16 protein-coding genes are annotated in these 19,607 nt (G+C 68.0%); 10 read left to right on the top strand and 6 right to left on the bottom strand.

Annotation, left to right across the window (positions count from 1 at the left end):
• Positions 1 to 3: 3 nt before the first annotated feature.
• Entirely contained in the window at positions 4 to 1,425 is a 1,422-nt protein-coding gene (locus ACT3UL_RS03105) for an NADH-quinone oxidoreductase subunit N (RefSeq protein ID WP_245348810.1), read from the top strand.
• A gap of 877 nt (positions 1,426 to 2,302) precedes the next feature.
• Here ACT3UL_RS03105 and ACT3UL_RS03100 read toward each other — a convergent pair.
• Positions 2,303 to 2,929 carry a TetR/AcrR family transcriptional regulator gene (locus ACT3UL_RS03100; protein ID WP_053916548.1) on the bottom strand — a complete coding sequence of 209 codons (627 nt, stop codon included), beginning with the start codon at positions 2,927 to 2,929 and terminating at the stop codon, positions 2,303 to 2,305.
• 167 nt (positions 2,930 to 3,096) lie between these two features.
• On the opposite strand from ACT3UL_RS03100, the gene ACT3UL_RS03095 reads away from it, so the two are divergent.
• The 8 genes from ACT3UL_RS03095 to ACT3UL_RS03060 all read left to right on the top strand — a co-directional run bounded on the left by ACT3UL_RS03095 (position 3,097) and on the right by ACT3UL_RS03060 (position 12,399).
• The gene (locus ACT3UL_RS03095) at positions 3,097 to 4,662 is read left to right on the top strand and encodes an MFS transporter (protein WP_444576677.1); all 1,566 of its coding nucleotides are present in this window, start codon (positions 3,097 to 3,099) and stop codon (positions 4,660 to 4,662) included.
• Between the two features lie 124 nt (positions 4,663 to 4,786).
• On the top strand, positions 4,787 to 5,002 hold the full coding sequence (locus ACT3UL_RS03090) for a heavy-metal-associated domain-containing protein (protein WP_126988729.1): 216 nt from the start codon (positions 4,787 to 4,789) through the stop codon (positions 5,000 to 5,002).
• Between the two features lie 200 nt (positions 5,003 to 5,202).
• Positions 5,203 to 5,949 carry a hypothetical protein gene (locus ACT3UL_RS03085; RefSeq protein WP_444576676.1) on the top strand — a complete coding sequence of 249 codons (747 nt, stop codon included), beginning with the start codon at positions 5,203 to 5,205 and terminating at the stop codon, positions 5,947 to 5,949.
• Between the two features lie 105 nt (positions 5,950 to 6,054).
• Entirely contained in the window at positions 6,055 to 8,271 is a 2,217-nt protein-coding gene (locus tag ACT3UL_RS03080; protein WP_444576975.1) for a heavy metal translocating P-type ATPase, read from the top strand.
• 36 nt (positions 8,272 to 8,307) lie between these two features.
• The gene (locus ACT3UL_RS03075) at positions 8,308 to 8,571 is read left to right on the top strand and encodes a hypothetical protein (protein ID WP_444576675.1); all 264 of its coding nucleotides are present in this window, start codon (positions 8,308 to 8,310) and stop codon (positions 8,569 to 8,571) included.
• Positions 8,540 to 9,838: an FAD-dependent oxidoreductase gene (locus tag ACT3UL_RS03070; RefSeq protein WP_444576674.1), complete on the top strand. Its 1,299-nt coding sequence runs from the start codon at positions 8,540 to 8,542 to the stop codon at positions 9,836 to 9,838. Before ACT3UL_RS03075 ends, ACT3UL_RS03070 begins: the two co-directional genes overlap by 32 nt.
• Positions 9,839 to 9,856: 18 nt before the next feature.
• Positions 9,857 to 12,043, top strand: a complete 2,187-nt coding sequence (locus ACT3UL_RS03065; RefSeq protein ID WP_444576672.1) for a heavy metal translocating P-type ATPase — start codon at positions 9,857 to 9,859, stop codon at positions 12,041 to 12,043.
• A gap of 26 nt (positions 12,044 to 12,069) precedes the next feature.
• The gene (locus tag ACT3UL_RS03060) at positions 12,070 to 12,399 is read left to right on the top strand and encodes a metal-sensitive transcriptional regulator (protein ID WP_444576670.1); all 330 of its coding nucleotides are present in this window, start codon (positions 12,070 to 12,072) and stop codon (positions 12,397 to 12,399) included.
• Positions 12,400 to 12,451: 52 nt separating this feature from the next.
• Here the strand turns inward: ACT3UL_RS03060 and ACT3UL_RS03055 are convergent, their stop codons facing one another.
• Positions 12,452 to 13,468: a tyrosine-type recombinase/integrase gene (locus ACT3UL_RS03055; RefSeq protein WP_444576668.1), complete on the bottom strand. Its 1,017-nt coding sequence runs from the start codon at positions 13,466 to 13,468 to the stop codon at positions 12,452 to 12,454.
• A 58-nt stretch (positions 13,469 to 13,526) separates the two neighbouring features.
• Entirely contained in the window at positions 13,527 to 13,739 is a 213-nt protein-coding gene (locus tag ACT3UL_RS03050) for a helix-turn-helix transcriptional regulator (RefSeq protein ID WP_444576666.1), read from the bottom strand.
• Positions 13,740 to 14,267: 528 nt separating this feature from the next.
• On the opposite strand from ACT3UL_RS03050, the gene ACT3UL_RS03045 reads away from it, so the two are divergent.
• Positions 14,268 to 15,317, top strand: a complete 1,050-nt coding sequence (locus tag ACT3UL_RS03045) for a tyrosine-type recombinase/integrase (protein ID WP_444576664.1) — start codon at positions 14,268 to 14,270, stop codon at positions 15,315 to 15,317.
• Between the two features lie 244 nt (positions 15,318 to 15,561).
• Here the strand turns inward: ACT3UL_RS03045 and ACT3UL_RS03040 are convergent, their stop codons facing one another.
• From ACT3UL_RS03040 to ACT3UL_RS03030, 3 genes are read right to left on the bottom strand one after another with little or no spacing between them, the layout of a single operon-like run.
• Complete coding sequence (locus tag ACT3UL_RS03040) at positions 15,562 to 16,938, bottom strand: NAD-dependent succinate-semialdehyde dehydrogenase (RefSeq protein WP_444576663.1); 1,377 nt, start codon at positions 16,936 to 16,938, stop codon at positions 15,562 to 15,564.
• Between the two features lie 12 nt (positions 16,939 to 16,950).
• Positions 16,951 to 18,159 carry an ectoine hydrolase gene (gene doeA, locus ACT3UL_RS03035; RefSeq protein ID WP_444576661.1) on the bottom strand — a complete coding sequence of 403 codons (1,209 nt, stop codon included), beginning with the start codon at positions 18,157 to 18,159 and terminating at the stop codon, positions 16,951 to 16,953.
• A complete protein-coding gene (locus ACT3UL_RS03030) occupies positions 18,159 to 19,418 on the bottom strand; it encodes an aspartate aminotransferase family protein (RefSeq protein WP_444576659.1) in 1,260 nt (419 codons plus the stop codon). Before ACT3UL_RS03030 ends, doeA begins: the two co-directional genes overlap by 1 nt.
• Positions 19,419 to 19,607: the final 189 nt, after the last annotated feature.

The following is a 19,607-nucleotide window of genomic DNA, read 5'->3' as shown; positions in this document are numbered from 1 at the left end:
TCGATGCAGATGCGGCCCGCCCTGCTGCTGCCGGAGATCCTCGTCTTCATCGGCGGCCTGGTGGTGCTGCTGGGCGGCTCATTCCTGCCCCGCCAGCGGCAGTGGATCGCCCGCGCCGTCGCCGCGGTAGCCCTGCTCGGTGCCACGGTCGCCGCCGCCGTGGCGATGACCGGCCCCGAACAGAGCGCGTTCTCAGGCACCTTCGCTGTGGACGTCGCCACCGGAGCCGCCCGGATAATCGCGGCCCTGACGACCCTGTTGGTCCTCGGGGTGGCCTCCGGGGAACTCGCCGGCTCGCCGCGAGAGTCCGACACCTACGCGCTGCTGCTCTTCGCCACCACCGGGGTGATGGTGCTAGCCGGAACCACCGACCTGCTCGTGCTCGTAGCCGGATTCCTGCTGGTCAGCATCCCCTTGTACGGGATTATCGGCCTGACCGGCGGCCGGGCCGGGGCCGAAGCGGCGATGAAGACCTACCTCATGGGCGCGTTGTCCGGGATCCTGCTCATGCTCGGGGTCACCGTGCTCTACGCCGTGGCCGGGGGCACCGACTACGCCCTGCTGCGGGACGTGCTACCCGGGGCCCCGGCCGCAGCCGTGGGGGTCGGCGTGCTGGGCGTGCTCGCCGGGTTGCTGTTCAAGGCCGGCGGCGTGCCCCTGCACTTCTGGGTACCCGACGCCACACAGGGCACCGGCGGCACCGCCGCGACGTTCCTGACCACGGTCCCCAAGATCGGAGCGCTGGTAGCCGTCTACCGATTCGTGGCCACGATCTCCGAAGGCGACGGCTCCTGGCTGGTCGTCGCAGGCGTGCTGGCCACGACCTCCATGGTCGTGGGCAACCTTGCCGCGTACTGGCAGACCGATCCCCGCCGGCTGCTGGGCTGGTCGACCGTGGCCCAGGTCGGGTTCCTGCTCGTCCCGGTGGCCGCGGCGGGTCGCAGTGATCTGGCACTGCCCTCATTCTTGTTCTACCTCGCCGCCTATGCCCTGGCCAACGTCGCCGCCTTCGCCGTCACCGCAGCGCTGCCCCACCACCGCGAGCTGAGTGACTACCGAGGTCTGGCCCGGTCCCGCCCCGGGCTGGCCCTGGCTCTGCTCGTCGCGCTGCTGGGCCTGGTGGGCACCCCACCGCTGGCCGTGTTCGTCGGCAAGCTCACCACCGCCACCGCAGCCTGGGACGGCGGGCACGGCTGGTTGGCGCTGGTCGTGATGCTCAACAGCGTGCTCAGCCTGTTCTACTACCTGCGCTGGTTCGCGCCCGCGTTCGCCCGTCCTACCGATAACGGCGCTAGCTTCCCCCGCCCGGGCGGAGCGGCCACCTGGCCGGCAGCCACCGCCGGGGTGGCTGCCACCGCGAGCCTGGGGCTCGGCATCCTGGCCGGTTTCCTGTGGGCGGCTCTGGAAGGACCCCTGCTGTTCTAAAGACGGTGCCGGCATGGACGTCACCATCGCTGCCGTCGGCGTGATCCTCGCGTCTGACGCGCCACGCTCGGTATGGCCTCTCGGCCACTTGGGCACGGCTTATCCCAGCGCATTCTCGAGACGTTGAGCCTCTCCCGGCTTCGCCAACCCCTCGTGGCGGCACGTGTGAATCGGCTGTAAGTGTTCGTGGTGGCCGGCCCGGGGGCTGGCTGGCAGGGTTGGGGCTGGTAGTCCGGCGCCCGTCGTGACTCCTGAATCGGCTGACCCCTACGGGGTGTCATTCCCGGGATCTGTCCGGCAGGGACCGGGTGCCGGCGCCAGCCCTGGCCCACTACGATGGCTTGATCAGAAGCATGTCCACCGTCGAGATCACGATCCCGACGGCGTGGCTCATTACAGGCCCACCTCGTAGTAACTCTCATCCTGGGCCGACGCCAGCAACGACGTCCCGTCCCAGCGATTCGAGAGGAACATCGTCATGAACACGCTGCCTGCCACTGTAGGGGACATCCACCGATAAGTCGTCGGCGTCGACACCCACGCCGCAACCCACTCCTACGCGATCATCGAAGTCCCGAACGGCGCTTTCATAGATCAGAACGTCTTCCCGATCAGCCCTGCAGAGCTGCGACGCGCCCGAGACTGGATCTCACGCCGAACCGAGGGAGATCTCGACGGTGTACTGATCGTTGTGGAAGGAACTGGCTCCTACGGAGCAGTTCTCAGCGACGTGTGGCAGCGAGCGGGGTACCGAGTCGTCGAGGCACCGACCCCGCGTCCTGACGACGTACGGTCACGCCCCTGACGTCGAGGGAGACGAAAGCGGGCACTAATGGGGCAGCGGGAGCGAGAGCCTCCTGCTGCACTCGTATGGCCTTCAGCGCATCTCGGGAACGGTGAAGGCTGGGAGCAGGGTTCCGATGATGAGGTCGGCGGCGTCCTTGAGCTCGATTCGGCCGGCGGTCACCTCTTCGGCGGCAGCGTTCATGGCCAAATGGGTGACGGCGAGCAGCCAGCTGACCGGAAGCTCTGCGCGGAACACCCCTTCACGCTGTCCGCGTTCGAAGAGACCCTGCATGCGCCCCTCGGCCACCTCATGCATCTCACGGATGCGCGCTGACGGCAGTTCGCGCTGTGCCACTACGAGCACAGAGCGGACGCGTTCCAGGAGAGACCAGCTCGACGTGATGAGGGCTTCGAGCGCTGCCACTGGGTCCCCGTCGAGGGGCACGTTCCCGAGGACGTCCTCGGCCTGCTCGAGGCTGTCCGCGAGGGTCGCATCGATCAGTGCCGCACGGTTGGCGAAGTGCCCGTACAGGGTCATGCGGCCCACGCCGGCTTCGGCGGCGATGTCGGCGACGGAAGCGTCCGGGTTCTTGCGCAGCGCGACCGGCGCGGCGGCGAGGATCTTCGCCCGGTTGCGCTGTGCGTCGGCACGCTGATTGACCCCCAGACCGCTCTTGCCGCGTTCACCTGCTGCGGTCGTGCCCTTGACGTTCGGCATCTTCCACCTCTAACTCGTACGGGAATGTATGGGTTACTCTATCCGTTGTAACCCGTACACCGATGTCTGAGTTCGGTGTTGTGGGGCCCCTCCCACGGGAACGCAGTCAAGGACGGAAGGGCCAGAGGCCATGAGAACGAAGAAGCATGAGACGAACGAGGTGCGTCATGTCTGAGTCAGATGCACCTGTGCCCCAGACGGGGGTGAAGCAGTGGTGGGGTCTTGCGGTACTCGTGATCCCCTCAACGCTGCTGTTCATGATGTTGACGATCCTGTTCCTCGCGGCCCCGAACATGGCCGCGGACCTGAGCCCGACGAGCGCACAGCTGCTATGGATCCTCGACATCTACGGGTTCGTGATGGCCGGGTTCCTCGTCGCGATGGGCGTCCTCGGCGACCGCGTCGGCAAGCGCCGGCTCATGGTGATTGGCGCCATCGTGTTCGGGATCGTCTCGATCGCCGCGGCGCTGACGACGAGCCCAGAGCTGATGATCCTCTGGCGAGCCGTTCTCGGGCTCGGAGGAGCCATGATGCTCCCCTCCACCCTCGGGCTGATCTTCGTACTGTTCGCCGACCCGAAGGCCCGCGGCATCGCGGTCGGGGTGTGGGCCGGCGGCATCTCCGCAGGCGTCGCGCTCGGCCCCCTGCTCAGCGGGCTCCTGCTCGAGGCGTTCGGCTGGCAGTCGACCTTCCTGGTCGCCGTCCCGGTGATGGCGCTGGTCGCGATCGGTGCCCCGCTGCTACTACCTGAGCACAAGGACCGTACTGCGAAGATCGACCTGTTCAGCGCACTACTTCTCGTCACTTCGCTACTCGGGATCATCTACAGCATCAAGCGCTTCGCTACCCAGGAGCCGGTCGGACCGACGATCGGACTGCTGGTCGCCGGAGCGCTGATCGGTCTATGGTTCGTGATCCGGCAGCTGCGGGCCACACACCCTCTACTGGATGTGCGACTGTTCGCCAACCGCACCGTCAGCGGAGCGCTCACCGTTTTCCTCCTGTCGGCTGCGGCATTGGGAGGGGTGTACTCCCTGTTCACCCAGTACCTGCAACAGGTTCAGGGGCTCTCACCGATGCAGGCGGGGCTATCGATCATCCCCGCCGCGGCGGTCCTCATCGTCGTCTCCACCCTCTCCCCGATGCTGGCCCGGAAATTCCGTCCTGGCAACGTGATCGCGCTCGGCCTGCTCACGCAGATCGTCGGGTACATCTTGTTCACGCAGCTGGACGCCGGCACGGGCCTCGCACTCGTGATCGCGAGCTTCGTGGTCACATACCCGGGGGTTGCACCATCGATGGCGCTGACGACGGAACTGGTCGTCAGCTCGGTCCCGCCGGAGAAGGCCGGCGGCGCCTCCGGTTTGGCGACCACCGTGAACGACTTGGGCATCTCCCTGGGGGTGGCGGTCATCGGCAGCATTGGCATTGCCACCTACCGCGGCCAGATCGCCGACACCATGCCCGACGGCGTGCCAGCAGAAGCAGCGGTCGCCGCGGAGTCCGGCATCGATGGAGCCCTCGCCACCGCGGGACAGCTGCCCGACGCGGTCGGCGCAGCCCTGACCACCGCGGCGCAACAGGCGTTCACCAGCGGGCTGAACACCGCCGGCATGGTCTCCGCTGTCATCGCCGCTCTCGCCGCACTCATTGCCGCTACGCGGTTGCGCCATATCCGACCCACCGGTGAGTCCGCGTCCGAATCGAGGCCCGCCGAGGAATCCGTGCGGTGAGTGGAGCCGGAGAGCCGCTGTCCGGCACTCGTAGCCACAGGCCTTGCGTGGTACCGGGAGGGGGTATAGCCTCAACCCCGGAAAGATACCCCGTGGGGGTATACAAATTGAGAGGAGCACGACCATGACGACGACGAACGAGTATCAGGTGACCGGAATGACCTGTGGGCACTGCGAGATGTCCGTCCGCGAGGAGGTCGGCGAGCTGTCCGGGGTGACTGACATTCAGGTCAGCGCCCAGACGGGCCGCCTCGTCGTCACCTCCGAGGAGCCCCTCGACGACGCACAGGTCCTCACCGCGGTCGAGGAGGCCGGCTACTCGGCGGTCAAGACCCGATGAATGCCGCGGGACGACTGATCGCCTACGGCGCTGCGATCGCAGTGACCTTCGGCGGCGCATTCGTCGCAGCCGGCGCCGTCGTCCCGGACCGGGTCGTCGAGCGATGGTCGGCGCAGGCAGCCGACACATCGCACGACGATCCCGACCACGGTGGAGGCGCGGATACGCAGCCCGAGGCCGCACCGCAGAAGGGAGTATCGATGTCATCGCAGGGATACGTGCTGTCCGAGGTCTCCGCTCCGCAGTCCGCTGAGCAGGCCGGAGAGCTCGCCTACACGATCACCGGGCCTGACGGGAGCCCCGTCACGGAGTATCAGGAGGCCCACGAGAAGGAGATGCACCTGATCGTGGTCCGCACCGACGGCACCCAGTACCGCCATGTGCACCCGGAGCTGGACCCGTCCACCGGCAGCTGGTCGCTGCCCTGGCAGTGGGAGGAAGCCGGTACGTACAAGATCTATGCCGACTTCGCCCCCACCGGCGACGGTGAGGACACTCTGACGCTGTCGCGGACCGTTGACGTTGCCGGCGAACTCACGCCGGTCACCGACCGTCCCCTCTCTGCGAAGGACGAGGTCGACGGGTTCGAGGTGACTCTGGACGGGGACCTGACTGCCGGGACGTCCAGCGACCTCACGCTGAGCGTCACCCAGGACGGCGTTCCGGTGACCACCTTGGAGCCCTACCTCGGCGCCTTCGGCCATCTCGTCGCCCTGCGCGAGGGCGATATGGAGTACCTCCACGTCCACGCCGAGGGCGAGGACCCGGCTGCCGGGGAGACCTCCGGCCCGGAGATCTCCTTCATGGCGGAGGCCCCTACGGCCGGCCGCTACTACCTCTATCTGGACTTCCAGATCGATGGCGAGGTGCACACCGCGCAGTTCATCGTCGAGGCGGAGCAGGGCACCGAGAACGAGAGCGCCGATGCGCACCCGGACGGTCACTGACCCCTCCGGGCCGTATCGACCGTCGCAACAGATCGGAAAGGACCTGGAGTGAACACCGAAGCACCGCTCATTGCGGAGGCCGGCATCGAGCTGGAAATCGGCGGCATGACGTGCGCATCCTGCGCGAATCGGATCGAGCGGAAACTCAACAAGCTCGACGGCATCACCGCGACCGTCAACTACGCCACCGAGAAAGCCAAGGTGACCGTCCCGGAGGGCTACGATCCGCAGCTGCTCGTCAGTGAAGTCGAAAAGACCGGCTACACCGCCGCGCTACCCAAGCCCGCCACCCGCAAGGACTCAGCGAATACGCCTGGGGACGATCAGGAGAGCTCCGACCCGGAGCTGACCTCGCTGCGCCACCGGCTGATCGGTGCGGTCGTGCTGACCGTCCCGGTTATCGCGATGGCGATGATCCCCGCCATTCAGTTCCCCTACTGGCAGTGGCTCTCGCTCGCGCTCGCGGCCCCGGTCATCGTGTGGGGCGCCTGGCCGTTCCACAAGGCGGCCTGGACGAACCTCAAGCACGGCGCAGCCACGATGGACACGCTCATCTCGATGGGCACGTCCGCTGCCCTGCTGTGGTCCCTGTATGCACTGTTCTTCGGAACCGCCGGTACCCCTGGCATGACCCACCCCTTCGAGCTGACGATCGCGCCCTCCGACGGGGCGGCGAACATCTACCTCGAGGTCGGTGCGGGCGTCACGATGTTCATCCTGGCCGGCCGCTACTTCGAGAAGCGCTCCAAGCGCCAGGCCGGCGCCGCACTGCGCGCCCTGCTCGAGCTCGGCGCGAAAGAAGTCTCCGTGCTGCGCGGAGGCCAGGAGCAGAAGATCGCCATCGACGATCTCGTAGAGGGTGACGATTTCATCGTCCGCCCCGGCGAGAAGATCGCCACCGACGGCACCGTCGTCTCCGGCACCTCCGCGGTCGACGCCTCCATGCTCACCGGGGAGTCGGTCCCCGTCGAGGTGGGTGAGGGGGACGCCGTCACCGGCGCCACCGTCAACGCCGGCGGACGCCTCGTGGTCCGTGCTACGCGCATCGGCTCCGACACCCAGCTGGCGCAGATGGCGAAGCTCGTCGAGGACGCCCAGACCGGCAAGGCCGAGGTCCAACGCCTGGCCGACCGCATCTCCGGGATCTTCGTACCGATCGTCATCCTGGTCGCCGCGCTGACCCTCGGCGCGTGGCTCGGCGCCGGGTTCCCCGTCACCGCGGCCTTCACCGCCGCCGTCGCCGTTCTCGTCATCGCGTGCCCCTGCGCGCTGGGTCTGGCGACTCCGACCGCGCTGCTGGTGGGCACCGGCCGCGGAGCTCAGATGGGTGTGCTCATCAAGGGACCCGAGGTGCTCGAGTCCACCCGCAAGGTCGACACCGTGGTGCTGGACAAGACCGGCACCGTCACCACCGGCAAGATGACCCTCACCGATGTCGTCACCGATGAAGGCACCGATCGCGCCGAGCTGCTGCGACTGGCCGGCGCCGTCGAGGACTCCTCCGAGCACCCGATCGCCCAAGCGATCGCCAAGGGCGCCACCCAGGAGGTCGGCGAACTCCCGACACTCTCGGACTTCACCAACGTCGAGGGCAAGGGTGTACGCGGCACCGTCGAAGGACGGGCTGTCGTCGTCGGCCGAGAGAGCCTCCTCGCCGAGACGCAGATGGCCCTGAGCCCCGCGGTCGCCGCTGCCAAGGCGGAGGCCGAGGAACAGGGCAAGACCGTCGTCGCCATCGGCTGGGACGGAATCGCCCGGGGAATCCTGGTGGTCGCCGACACGGTCAAGCCCACCAGCGCTGAGGCCGTCGCCGCGATGAAGGCGCTGGGTCTGACCCCGGTCCTGCTGACCGGCGACAACGAGGCCGTGGCCCGCCAGATCGCCACCGAGGTCGGCATCGACGAGGTCATCGCCGAGGTCCTGCCGTCGGAGAAGGTCGATGTGGTCTCCCGCCTCCAGCGCGAGGGCCGCACCGTCGCGATGGTGGGCGACGGCGTCAATGACGCCCCCGCCCTCGCCCAGGCCGACCTGGGACTGGCCATGGGCACCGGCACCGACGTCGCGATCGAGGCCAGCGACATCACCCTGGTGCGCGGTGACCTCCGCAGCGCCGTCGATGCCATCCGCCTGTCCCGCAAGACCCTCTCGACCATCAAAACCAACCTGTTCTGGGCCTTCGCCTACAACACGGCCGCGATCCCCATCGCCGCGCTCGGCATGCTCAACCCCATGCTCGCCGGCGCCGCGATGGCCTTCTCCAGCGTCTTCGTCGTGGGCAACAGCCTGCGCCTGCGCGGCTTCACCTCCATCGCGAAGAACTGACCCCTCCCCGCACGAAACCACTATGGAAGGAACCCCATGAACGACACCACCGACCAGGCCTCCAGCTGCTGCGGCCACACCTCCCACTCCCCCGTGGAGTCCGAGGGACGCCCGAACCTCATGGGCCCCGCGGAGGACGACATGGCCACGTGCCCGGTGATGGAGGGCCGAACCGTCGTCAAGAGCGCCGCCGAGGCCGCGGGCCTGTTCCGCGACTACGCGGGCACCCGCTACTGGCTGTGCTGCGCCGGGTGCGGCCCTCTGTTCGATGCCGACCCGCAGAAGTACGTCGCCGCCTGAGGATCACCGCTCAGCGGGAGGGGGCCACTGTCAGGCAGTGCGCCCCCTCCCCCATATAGATCGGAGCTCGGCAATGCCCGACACGACACACGTTCTCGTCATCGGTGCAGGAGCTGCGGGGGCGGCCGCCATCCGGGAACTCGCCCAGCACGAAGAGATCACTACAACCGCGATCATCGATACGGAAACCACCCCGTATAACCGCACTCTGGTCAACAAGGCTGTCGCCACCGGCCTTCTCGAACCCCATCACGCACATCTGCCAGTACTGCCCGCTCCGCCAGTCCGGGATCGCGTCCATGCGGTGGACCCCCAAGAGCAGACCGTTCACCTGCGCTCTGGAGCACGCGTGGACTATGACGCGCTGATCGTCGCTACGGGAAGCGTGCCACGCGCCCTGCCTCCGGGTATCACCAGCCCTGCCGCCCTGGAGAGCGGACGGGTGACGCATCTGCATTCCCTGGACGATGCGCTCCGTGTGCGCGGCGTCCTTGACCGCACGCCCTCCCCGCGGGTCCTGATCTACGGCGCAGGGTTCATCGGAGCCGAGACCGCGGGAATCCTCCGCGACGCTGGATGCAGGGTCACGCTCGCTGCCTCTTCGCCCATCCCAGGGGCCACCGCCTTCGGCTCCCAGGTCGCAGGACAACTTTCCCAGGCACATCGGGTCACTGTCGACACGCACTTCGGTCACGCGCTGACGCGCCTTGAGCTCGTCGAGAGCGAGCTGCACGCCGAGTTCACCGACGGCCGTGACATTGCCGCGGACCTGGCCATCACCGCCCTTGGAACGCGCCCACTCTCCCCCTCCCCCTGGGGTGGAGCGATCGCTGTCGATTCTCGGCTGCGCAGCCGTGACCACGAGAACGTCTACGCCGCAGGAGGCGTCGCGGTCCACGAGTCTGACGGCACGATCTGGCGCATCGATCATTGGAGCGACGCCGAGGCACAGGGCGCGCACGCCGCGCGCAGCGTCCTGGCCTCGCTCGGGCTCGCGGACACCCCCGGGCCCTACCGACCCCGCGCCCTCTACAGCGCACAGATCCACCAGCACCTCTACATCGCTGCTGGACATACAGGCCGATTCGGGACTACGCGCGCCTTCTCTACCAGCCCCCTCGTCCTCACCCACGACCGAGCGGGCCGGCTCGTCGGAGTCAGCGGCTTGGACGCCGGCCCCGACGTGATGGCTCTCGTGCCGCGCCTCCACACCTCGATCACGCCGATGCTGACAGCGGAATCCAACCCCTCGACACATACCCCCTAGGGGTATATGGTCGGGTGCATGAACGCTGGCAACCACCCACACCGTCACGACCACGGAGAACCCGGCATGCAGCACTCTCATCCTTCCCCCACGCCTCATGGCGCCCACACCGGTATTGCTGAGCACGACGCACCCGACGCGCATCACGACCACGGAACTCACGGAGACCACGAGGACCACTCGGAACACGAGGGTCATTCAGGGCACGGGGGTCACGCCGGTCACGGGGACCACGTCGGGCAGTTCCGGCGGTTGTTCTGGATCAACCTGATCATCGCGGTCCCAGTTGTCGTGTTCTCGCCGATGTTCGCGATGCTGCTCGGGTACAGCATTCCCGATGTTCCCGGCGCGATGGGGATCGCCCCGGCCCTCGGCACAGTCATGTACGTCTGGGGTGGCCGCCCGTTCCTCACCGGTGCCGTCTCCGAGGTCCGTTCCCGTCAGCCCGGGATGATGCTCCTGATCGGGCTCGCGATCACGGTCGCGTTCATCGCCTCCTGGGGTGCGACCCTCGGCCTCCTCGACCACCAGCTCGAGTTCTGGTGGGAGCTCGCCCTGCTGATCGTGATCATGCTGCTGGGCCACTGGGTCGAGATGCGTTCCCTCGCCCAGACCACCTCCGCACTCGACTCCCTGGCCGCCCTGCTCCCGGACATGGCAGAACGCATCGAAGGCGACGAGCTCGTGAGCATCTCGCCCACCGAGCTGCAGCGAGGCGACCTCGTCCTCGTCCGCCCCGGGGCGAGCGTCCCGGCCGACGGCACGATCCGCGAAGGCCGCGCCGACGTGGACGAGTCCATGGTCACCGGCGAGTCCCGCCCCGTGACGCGCTCCACCGGAGACTCCGTCGTGGCAGGCACCGTCGCCACCGACTCCAGCCTCCGCATCGAGGTCACCGCCACGGGCGACGACACCGCCCTCGCCGGTATACAGCGCCTGGTGACCGAAGCACAGAACTCCTCGTCCCGCGCACAGCGCATCGCAGATACCGCTGCGGCGTGGCTGTTCTGGTTCGCTCTCGGCGCCGCCGTGATCACCGCGATCACCTGGTCACTGCTCGGCATGCCCGATGATGCCGTTGTTCGCACAGTGACCGTCCTGGTCATCGCCTGCCCTCACGCGCTGGGGCTCGCGATCCCGCTGGTCGTCTCCATCGCCACCGAGCGGGCCGCCCGCGGCGGTGTTCTGGTGAAGGACCGTCTGGCCCTGGAAGCAATGCGCACCGTCGACGCCGTCCTGTTCGACAAGACCGGCACCCTCACCAAGGGCGAGCCCGCCCTCGCCGAGATCATCACCCGCGGTGCGGACGAGACCGAGGTGCTGGCCCTGGCAGCTGCCGCCGAAGCGGAGAGCGAGCACCCGCTCGCCCGCGCCATCGTCGCCAGGGCTCAGGCCGAGGGAGCACAGATTCCTGCGGGCTCTGACGTCAGCTCCACCCCGGCGCTGGGCGTGAGTGCCCAGGTGGATGGGCACGAGATCCGCGTGGGCGGTCCCCGCTTGCTCGAGGAAACCGGAGTGAGCGAAGTCGACGAGGCTGAGGCCTGGCGCCAGGAGGGCGCGATCATCCTCCACGTCCTCCGCGACGGCGAGGTGATCGGCGGTCTCAAGCTCACCGATGAGGTGCGCCCCGAATCTCGCGACGCCATCGATGCTCTGCACAGTTTGGGCGTCGAGGTCGTCATGATCACCGGCGACGCCGAGGCGGTCGCGAACAGTGTCGGCAAGGAGCTCGGAATCGACAGGGTTTTCGCTGGGGTGCGCCCCGAGGACAAGTCCTCGAAGGTCGTCCAGCTCCAGAAGGAGGGCAAGAAGGTCGCGATGGTCGGCGACGGCGTCAATGACGCCCCTGCACTCGCTCAGGCCGATGTCGGCATCGCCATCGGTGCCGGCACCGACGTCGCGATCGCCTCGGCCGGTGTGGTGCTCGCCAGCTCCGATCCTCGCTCGGTACTCTCGGTGATCGAGCTCTCCCGCGCCGCGTACCGCAAGATGAAGCAGAATCTCTGGTGGGCAGCCGGCTACAACCTGCTGTCCGTGCCACTCGCGGCCGGAATCCTCGCCCCCATCGGATTCGTGCTGCCGATGTCCGTCGGCGCGATCCTCATGTCCCTGTCCACCGTCGTCGTCGCGCTGAACGCCCAGCTCCTGCGACGCCTCGACCTGCGTCCGGAAGCGACCGTCGCCGCCGTCCGGGCTCGCCACTGATCCTCCCTCACCGAATGGAATCACTCATGAGCACTGCAACTGACCCCACCGAGGAACAGGCCTGCCACAGCGGACCCCACGGCTACATCCAGGACAAACCCCGCTACCTCAACCGCCTCAAGCGCATCGAAGGCCAAGCCCGTGGAATCTCTCGGATGGTCGATGAGGATGTCTACTGCATCGACATCCTCACCCAGATCTCCGCTCTGAACAGCGCGCTCGAGAACGTGGCGCTGGGGCTGCTCGACGATCACCTCCGTCACTGCGTCCTCGATGCCGCCCGCGAAGGTGGAGACGAGGCCGAGATAAAGCTGAAGGAGGCCTCCGACGCAGTACGGCGCCTCGTCAAGTCGTGACGCGATCCCGAGAACCGCTTGCGCTCTCCCTGGTAGGCGGGCCGCAGAGCGGCTACAGGCCGATCTTGCCTGCTGTGGAGTCTTCGAAGGCGCCGGCGGGGCGCACGTACCGCGCCAAGGAATCCAATCGGCGGTGTCTCGTGGTGCGGGAAATCGTCATCGCGTCGACGCCCGCCTCCGCGGCGGATGTCGCGTGTCCGGCACGCAGTGAGTGTCCCGAGACCCAGGTCTGGTCGACTCCTGCGATGTGGGTGTATTCCTTGCCCTTGATGCTGGCTGCTGCGGCGCGGGTCTGGATGATGCGGGAGATCGAGCGGTCCGACAGTGCGGTGTCGGCGATACGGGAGTGGTTGTAGATGCGGGAGAAGACTGGACTCCCCTCCCCCAGCTTCCTGCTGCTGGTTTCGAGCCATGCTTCGAGTGCGAGGACGGGGCAGGTTTCGGGGTGGGCTCCGAGTGGGATGCCGATGAGGTCGCCTCTCCCGGTCTGGTCGGCCTTCGAGCGACGGATCCGCAGTAGCAGGTCGTCGTCGTGGCGGGCGATGTCGTTCGTGGTGAGGGCAGCGAGCTCGCGGCGACGCAGTGCGGCGGCAAGCCCGAGGAGGAGGATCGCACGGTCACGCTTGCCGGTCGCGGTCTCGAGATCGTCCATCGCGCCGATGACCTGACGCATCAGGACGGTCGTCAGTGGAGTGGCCCGGCGCGACGGTGCGGTCCCAAGCGTCCTGCCGGCGGAGCGGAGCGCCTGTCGGACTCCGTGACGGGCGGTGGGATCGCCGAGACCTTTGTCGAGATGCGCGGCGGAGATCGCGGCGACATCCCGGGAGATCGTCGAGTGGGCGACCAGTTCGGCGCGGTGCGCGATGTAGGACGCGACCACATCCGGACCTGTAGGGCTGCTCCGGTAGCCCCGCACCCGGCACCAGGCCGTGAAGGTGCGCATGGCGGAGGCGTAGGAGCGTCGCGTCTCGGCGGAGCGGCTGCTGGCGAGGAAGGCGCCGACACTCTGGGCGTCCTCGAGCGTGACGGGGGTGGGCGGTGCCGTCCGTGCATCGAGGGCTCTGCTCATGTGGGCTCCTTGGATAGCTCGAGAGCTCAGGGGCTCCCGTGATGCCCGGTAGCGGGCGTCAGACTGCGCTCTCATTCTCCTGGCTGGAGACCCAGTCGTTGATGTTGGAGACGCGGTAGCGGACGCGGCCGCCGAGCTTGACGTAGGCAGGGCCCAGGCCGAGGGTGCGCCAGTTGGCGAGGGTTCCGGCGGCGAGGCCGAGGACGTCGGCGACTTCGTTGGCGGTCATCAGTTCGTCGACGACATCGCGGGGTGCGGGCTTGCGGGGCATCGTGACCTCCGAAGTGGTGGGGCCGCGGTTCGGCCCTTGTGCTCCGCGACAGTGGGCGGGGGATCACGGAACCTGTCGCGGAGGTAACGGCGCACGCAGGCGGCCTCACTGTGCGTCACGCGATGTGCGCCTGGTCCGACCTGCTCGTGAACCAGCAGGAATACCTCGATACGGCCACGCGGGGGACGCACGCGATGTCCGTGCAGGAGGTGCAGAGGGCGACGAGGGCTCAGACCGCGTCGACCTTCGCTGGGCTGGGGAGTTCGTCGGAGGGTCTTTGGTCGAGGACGCGGTGACCGTAGGCTGATGTGATCGGCGAGAGGAGGTGCGTGCATGTCTCGCGCCGCGACCACCAGGTTGGAACCTGGAGAGCACAGCATCGACCGGGCTCAGGTGTTCCCGTACCGCGACGGCTTCGCCATCCGATGGTCGATTCGGCTCAACAGCGGGCGGCTCATGCGCCCGCTCACTCAGGGGCCGACAAAGGGCAAGGTGAGGGCTCGAGCGAGGGCGCGGGCTGCAGACTTGTTGAGCAGTTCCAGCGACGGCAGGTGGAAGGGCACCAGCGACACCCTCGACTATTTGGACAAGGTCACGCTCCCGGCCATCCGTGCCGAGCGACTGGCCGACACGACGACCCGGCGCTACGAGCTCGCGTACCGGCTTCTGCGCGGGGAGTGCGGCGACGAGGGATGCAAGCACACCCATTCTCTGGCCGGTCTGTCGCTGCGAGAGGCGATGCGGCCTCGAGCCCTGATCTCGTGCCTGGAGGAGATCGGGAGGCAGCATGGTGCGGTCAACGCGAAGCATGCCAAGACGGTCGCGAAGAAGTACCTGGCGGCGCCGCTGCGCGTGGATGAGGTGATCGAGTACAACCCCCTGATCGAGCTGGATCTCGACCTGTCCGGAGCGAAGAGGCCCGCATACTCGCGGGGCGGCCGGGCGCTGACCGCGGAGCAGTACCGCGCGGCGATCGAGTACCTGCTGGCCGCCGATCCGGAGGACGTGGAGGCACCGAAGCGTGGACGGTGGACGCACGGGCAGCGGGTGGTCGAGCGGGCCGCGTGCATCGACATCGTGCTCGCGCAGGCGACGACGGGGCTGCGGACCTCCGAGCTGTGCATGAGGCCCACGGAGGACTGCCACGTTGACGATTCGGGCACGTTCATCGTTGAGTTGTCGCCGGAGGCCACGAAGACGCGAACGGGTCGCCCGGTCCCTGTCCTCGCCCCTGCGGTGAGCAAGCGGTTGGCGGCGAGGCTGGAGTCGGGCTCTCCGTGGCTGTTCCCGTCGCCGACGGACCCGGCCAAGCCGTGGGATCCGCGCAACCGGGACAGGAAGCTCGCGGCGATGTACAAGGAGCTGGGCGAGAAGCTGAACATCGAGATGTTCGAGAATGAGCGCGGGCACTCGTGGCGCACGACGAACAACACCCTGTTGTACGACGTGCTGCCGGAGGCGACCCGCACTCGGTTGTTCGGGCATACGGCAGCCGTGAATCGGCAGCGGTACACGGCGGTCACGAGCACGGAGGCTGTGGTCTCTGCGGCAGCCGCCATGTTCGAAAGTGACCGCTAGAGTGACCGCTAGCGGCGGGATTTGGCGGTCACATCCCGGAACCTCCGTGAAGCGTGTGGCTACAAGTATCCGCTCACTGCCAGCGCATTCGTCGTCCGACCTGGGAATCTACCCCTAGTTCGCTCCGAGTCAGGGGGTCGCAGGTTCAAATCCTGTCAGCCCGACCGGAACACGAAGGCCGTCGATCCGCTGGATGCGGAGAGACGGCCTTCGTCATGTCCCTGTCAGGTCGATGCCGACGTGGTCAGGAACGCACCGGTCCCACCCAGATCTGCTGGGCGTTGGTGAACTCGCGGATCCCGTGCGGCCCCAGCTCTCGGCCATAGCCCGAGCGCTTGATCCCGCCCGAGGGCAGGCGCGGATCGGACTTCACGATGCCGTTGACGCTGACTTGGCCGGCTTCGATGCGAGGTGCCATCGCCTCGCCCCGCTCCGTCGTGGTCCACACGCTCGCGCCGAGCCCGTAGGGGGTGTCGTTCGCGATCTCCAGCGCCTGCTCGGCGTCGTCGGCCGCGATCACGACGGCGACCGGCCCGAAGGTCTCCTCGGTGCAGGCGGTCATCCCCGGTCGCACCCCGGTCAGCAGCGTGACCGGGTAGAAGTACCCGGGACCCTCGGGCAGCTCGCCGCCCAGCACGCAGGTGGCGCCGGCCGCGACCGACTCGGTGACCTGGCGGTGCAGGTTCTCCCGCAGCTCGGCGCGGGCGATCGGACCGATCTGGGTGCTCTCCTCGCTCGGGTCGCCGACCACGAGAGCCGCGAGACGCTCGCGCAGCAGCTCGACGAACTCGTCATGGACCTCGCGCTCGACGATGATCCGCTTGGCGGCGATGCAGGACTGCCCGGCGTTGATGATCCTCGACAGCGCGGTCACGTCGGCCGCCTTCTCCAGATCCGCGTCGGCCAGCACGAGGCACGGGTCCGAGCCGCCGAGCTCGAGCACGGCGGGCTTGATCTCGGACGCCGCGGTCGCCGCGACGATCGCGCCGGCCCGGTCCGAGCCGGTGAAGGAGACCGCCCGGATCCTCGGATCGCGGATGATCTGCTCCACGTCCTCCGTCGCGGCATGCACCGCCTGGAAGATGCCCTCGGGCGCTCCGGCGGCGCGGAACGCCTCCTCCAGGGCCGAGGCGCTGCCGGGCACATGGGGGTCGTGCTTCATGACGCAGGTGTTCCCGGCCATGAGCGCCGGGGCGCAGAAGCGGAATGCGACCCAGAACGGAGCATTCCAGGGCAGGATCCCCAGCACCGGACCCAGCGGGAGGTACTGGACGTACGAGGAGGTGGCGTCCGAGGGCAGGTGCTCGGTGGCGAGGTACTCCTCGGCATGGTCGGCGTAGTGCTCGGCCGCCCAGGCGGACTTCACCACCTCCCCCCGCGCCTCGGTGATCGGCTTGCCCATCTCCTGCGTCATCACCGGAGCGAGCTCCTCGGTGTGCTCGCGCAGGTGCGCCGCCACGGTCCGCAGCACCTCTGCGCGCTCGGCGATGCTCGTGGTGCCCCAGGTCTCGAAGGCGCTCTGGGCGCGGTCGATGATCGCGGTGATCTCCTCGGGGGTCGCGGCGGGCACCTCGTTCACGACGGCGCCGGTGGTGGGATCGATGGCTGTCAGCATGGTCATGTGCAGCTCCTCTCAGAAGCTCGGCGCGACGACGGCAGAGGCACGGAATGAACGGGCGGAGCTCTCGTGGACGGTGAAGTCCTCGGGCAGGGTGAAGAAGGACTCGCAGCCGTCGGCGGTGATGTGCACGGTGTCCGAGATGCCGACGGTCTTGTTCCCGTCCACACCCCACATCCACGGGAGCAGGTGGAAGGTCATGCCCTCCTCGAGTGCGCGCTCGTCCCCCTCCAGCAGGGAGATGATGTAGCCCTCGTCCCAGGACGGCGGGAAGGCGATCCCGATCGAGTAGCCGGCGCGGGTGACCAGCTGCGCCCCCACGTCGTTGCTCTCGATGCGGGAGCGCGTGAGCTCGGCGATCTCGGAGACCGTCACCCCGGGCTTCATGAGACTGCGCAGCTCGGCGAGCGTCTGCTTCATGAGCTCCTGGGCGGAGTGCATCGAGTCCGAGAGCGCCCCGTTGACGGCGGTGCGCATCATGGCCGTGTGATACCTGCGGTAGCAGCCGCCGACCTCGAGGAACACATGCTCCCCGGGGCGGATCATCCGGCCCTCCCAGGTGGAGTGACCGATCATCGAGCGAGGCCCGGAGGCGACATACGGGACGACCGCCGGGAACTCGCCGCCGGCACGGAACATCGCCGAGGTGATCGCCGCCGCCACATCGTTCTCGGTGGCCCCGGCCATCGCGGCGCGCAGGCCCGCGGCCATCCCCGCCTCCCCGGCGTAGGCGGCGAGCTGCATGACCTCGATCTCGGCCGGGGACTTGCGGATCCGGCCCTCCTCGACGATGCCGAAGCAGTCCACCAACCCTTCGCCGAACGCGTCGTGGAAGCGGTCCTGCTGATAGGCCGGGAAGTAGTAGCTGTTGCGCTCGTACCCCACTCTGGCGTCCCCGAGGCGCAGGTCACGCAGGGTGCTGACCAGTTCGAGGATCGCGTCCCCGCTGTCGGGATAAGCGCGCGAGTGCTCGAGCCAGGTCCGCGCGATCACGTTGGACTCCTCGAGCGCACGGGTGATCATCACCGAATCCGAGTCCAGCGGCACGATCAGGGCCTGGAAGAACGAGTACCCGGTGGTCTGATAGTCCGTGAGGTACATCAGGTTCTCGGGGTCGGTGATGATCACCGCGTCGAGCTCCCGCTCCCCCATCCGCTGCCGCAGCTCCGAGAGCCTCCGCTCGTATTCTTCGGTCGCGAAGGTCATATCGGACCGGCGGCGCATCAGTCCGCGTCCGATGCGCTCGCGAGGGCACCTTCGAGCAGGTCGAGTCCGGCGGCGAGATCGTCCTCGGGGATCGTCAGCGGCGGGATCAGCTTGATCACCCGCCCCTCGCTCCCGCAGGGGCCGATCAGCAGTCCCGACTCGAAGGCCGCCTGCTGGACCCGCTTGGCGAAGGCGCCGTCGTGGGTGTCCAGGGCCTGCATCATGCCGCGCCCGCGCACCTCCCAGCCCCGGTCGGGGTTCTTCGCGGCGATGCTCTCGAGCCGGTCGCGCATCTGCTGCCCCTTGGCCAGGACATCGGCGAGGAAGGCCTCGTCGGTGAAGTAGTCCAGTGCCACGGTGCCGGCGACGAAGGACAGCCCCTGCCCGCGGAAGGTGCCCGTATGCGCACCCGGCGACCAGTGGGCGTCGACCTCAGGCTTGTTGAGGTTCATGGCGATCGGGGTGCCGAAGCCGCCCAGGCCCTTGGCGAGCGTGATGATGTCGGGGTCCAGGCCCATCCCGTCGAAGGAGAAGTAGCCTCCGGTGCGCCCGACGCCCGCCTGGATGTCGTCGATGATGAACAGGGCGCCGACTTCATGGGCGAGGTCCTGGACCTCGTGCAGCCATTCCTTGCTGGCGACGTTCACGCCACCCTCGGCCTGCACCGCCTCCACGAGGAAGGCGGCCGGGGGCCGCATCCCGCTCGAGGGGTCCCGCAGCGCCGCCGCGTAGTCAGCGAGGGCGGACGCACCGCCCGGGGCGGTCTCGAAGGGCAGCCGCTGGATGTTCTCCAGCGGCACACCGGCCCACTGCCGGAACGCGTGGTTGGCGGTGGCGGCCAGGGAGCCCAGCGTCATGCCATGGAAGCCGTGACTGAAGGCCACGATCTCCCGCCGTCCCGTGGCGAGGCGGGCGAGCTTCATCGCCGCCTCGACCGCATTGGACCCCGTCGGGCCCATGAACTGCATCTTGTGGTCCATCCCCCGTGGTTCCAGGACCACCTCCTGGAAGCGTGCGATGAAGTCGCGCTTGGTGGTGGTGTAGGTGTCCAGGCTGTGGGCGACGCCGTCGGCCTGGAGGAACGCGATCAGCGCGTCCTTCATGCGCGGGTTGTTGTGCCCGAAGTTGAGCACTCCTGCCCCGGCGAAGAAGTCCAGGTAGGACTTCCCGTCCTCGTCGACCTGTCGCGCGTTGGACGCGGAGGCGAACACCGTGGGGTAGTTGCGGCAGTAGCCGCGGATGGTGGATTCATGGGATTCGAAGACTGTGGCGTCCATGGGAGACCTCTCTTCATGACGGGGGCGATCGCGATCTCCATGACCGGCGCCTATAACGAAGATCGCCCCATCTGGCAAGTGTGGACCGGTATGCCGACCATCACCCGGGGATCCCCACCCCGTCAAGTGCCCGGTCGCCCCCGGAGCTCACCGGCGGACGCGACGCAGGTCACTGGGCCTACCGGTCGG

It is taken from the genome of Brachybacterium sp. 107 (assembly GCF_052379725.1).
In the GTDB taxonomy this organism is placed as follows: domain Bacteria; phylum Actinomycetota; class Actinomycetes; order Actinomycetales; family Dermabacteraceae; genus Brachybacterium.
The sequence above is the reverse complement of the archived record's forward strand: the minus strand, read 5'-3'. Positions and strand labels throughout refer to the sequence as shown.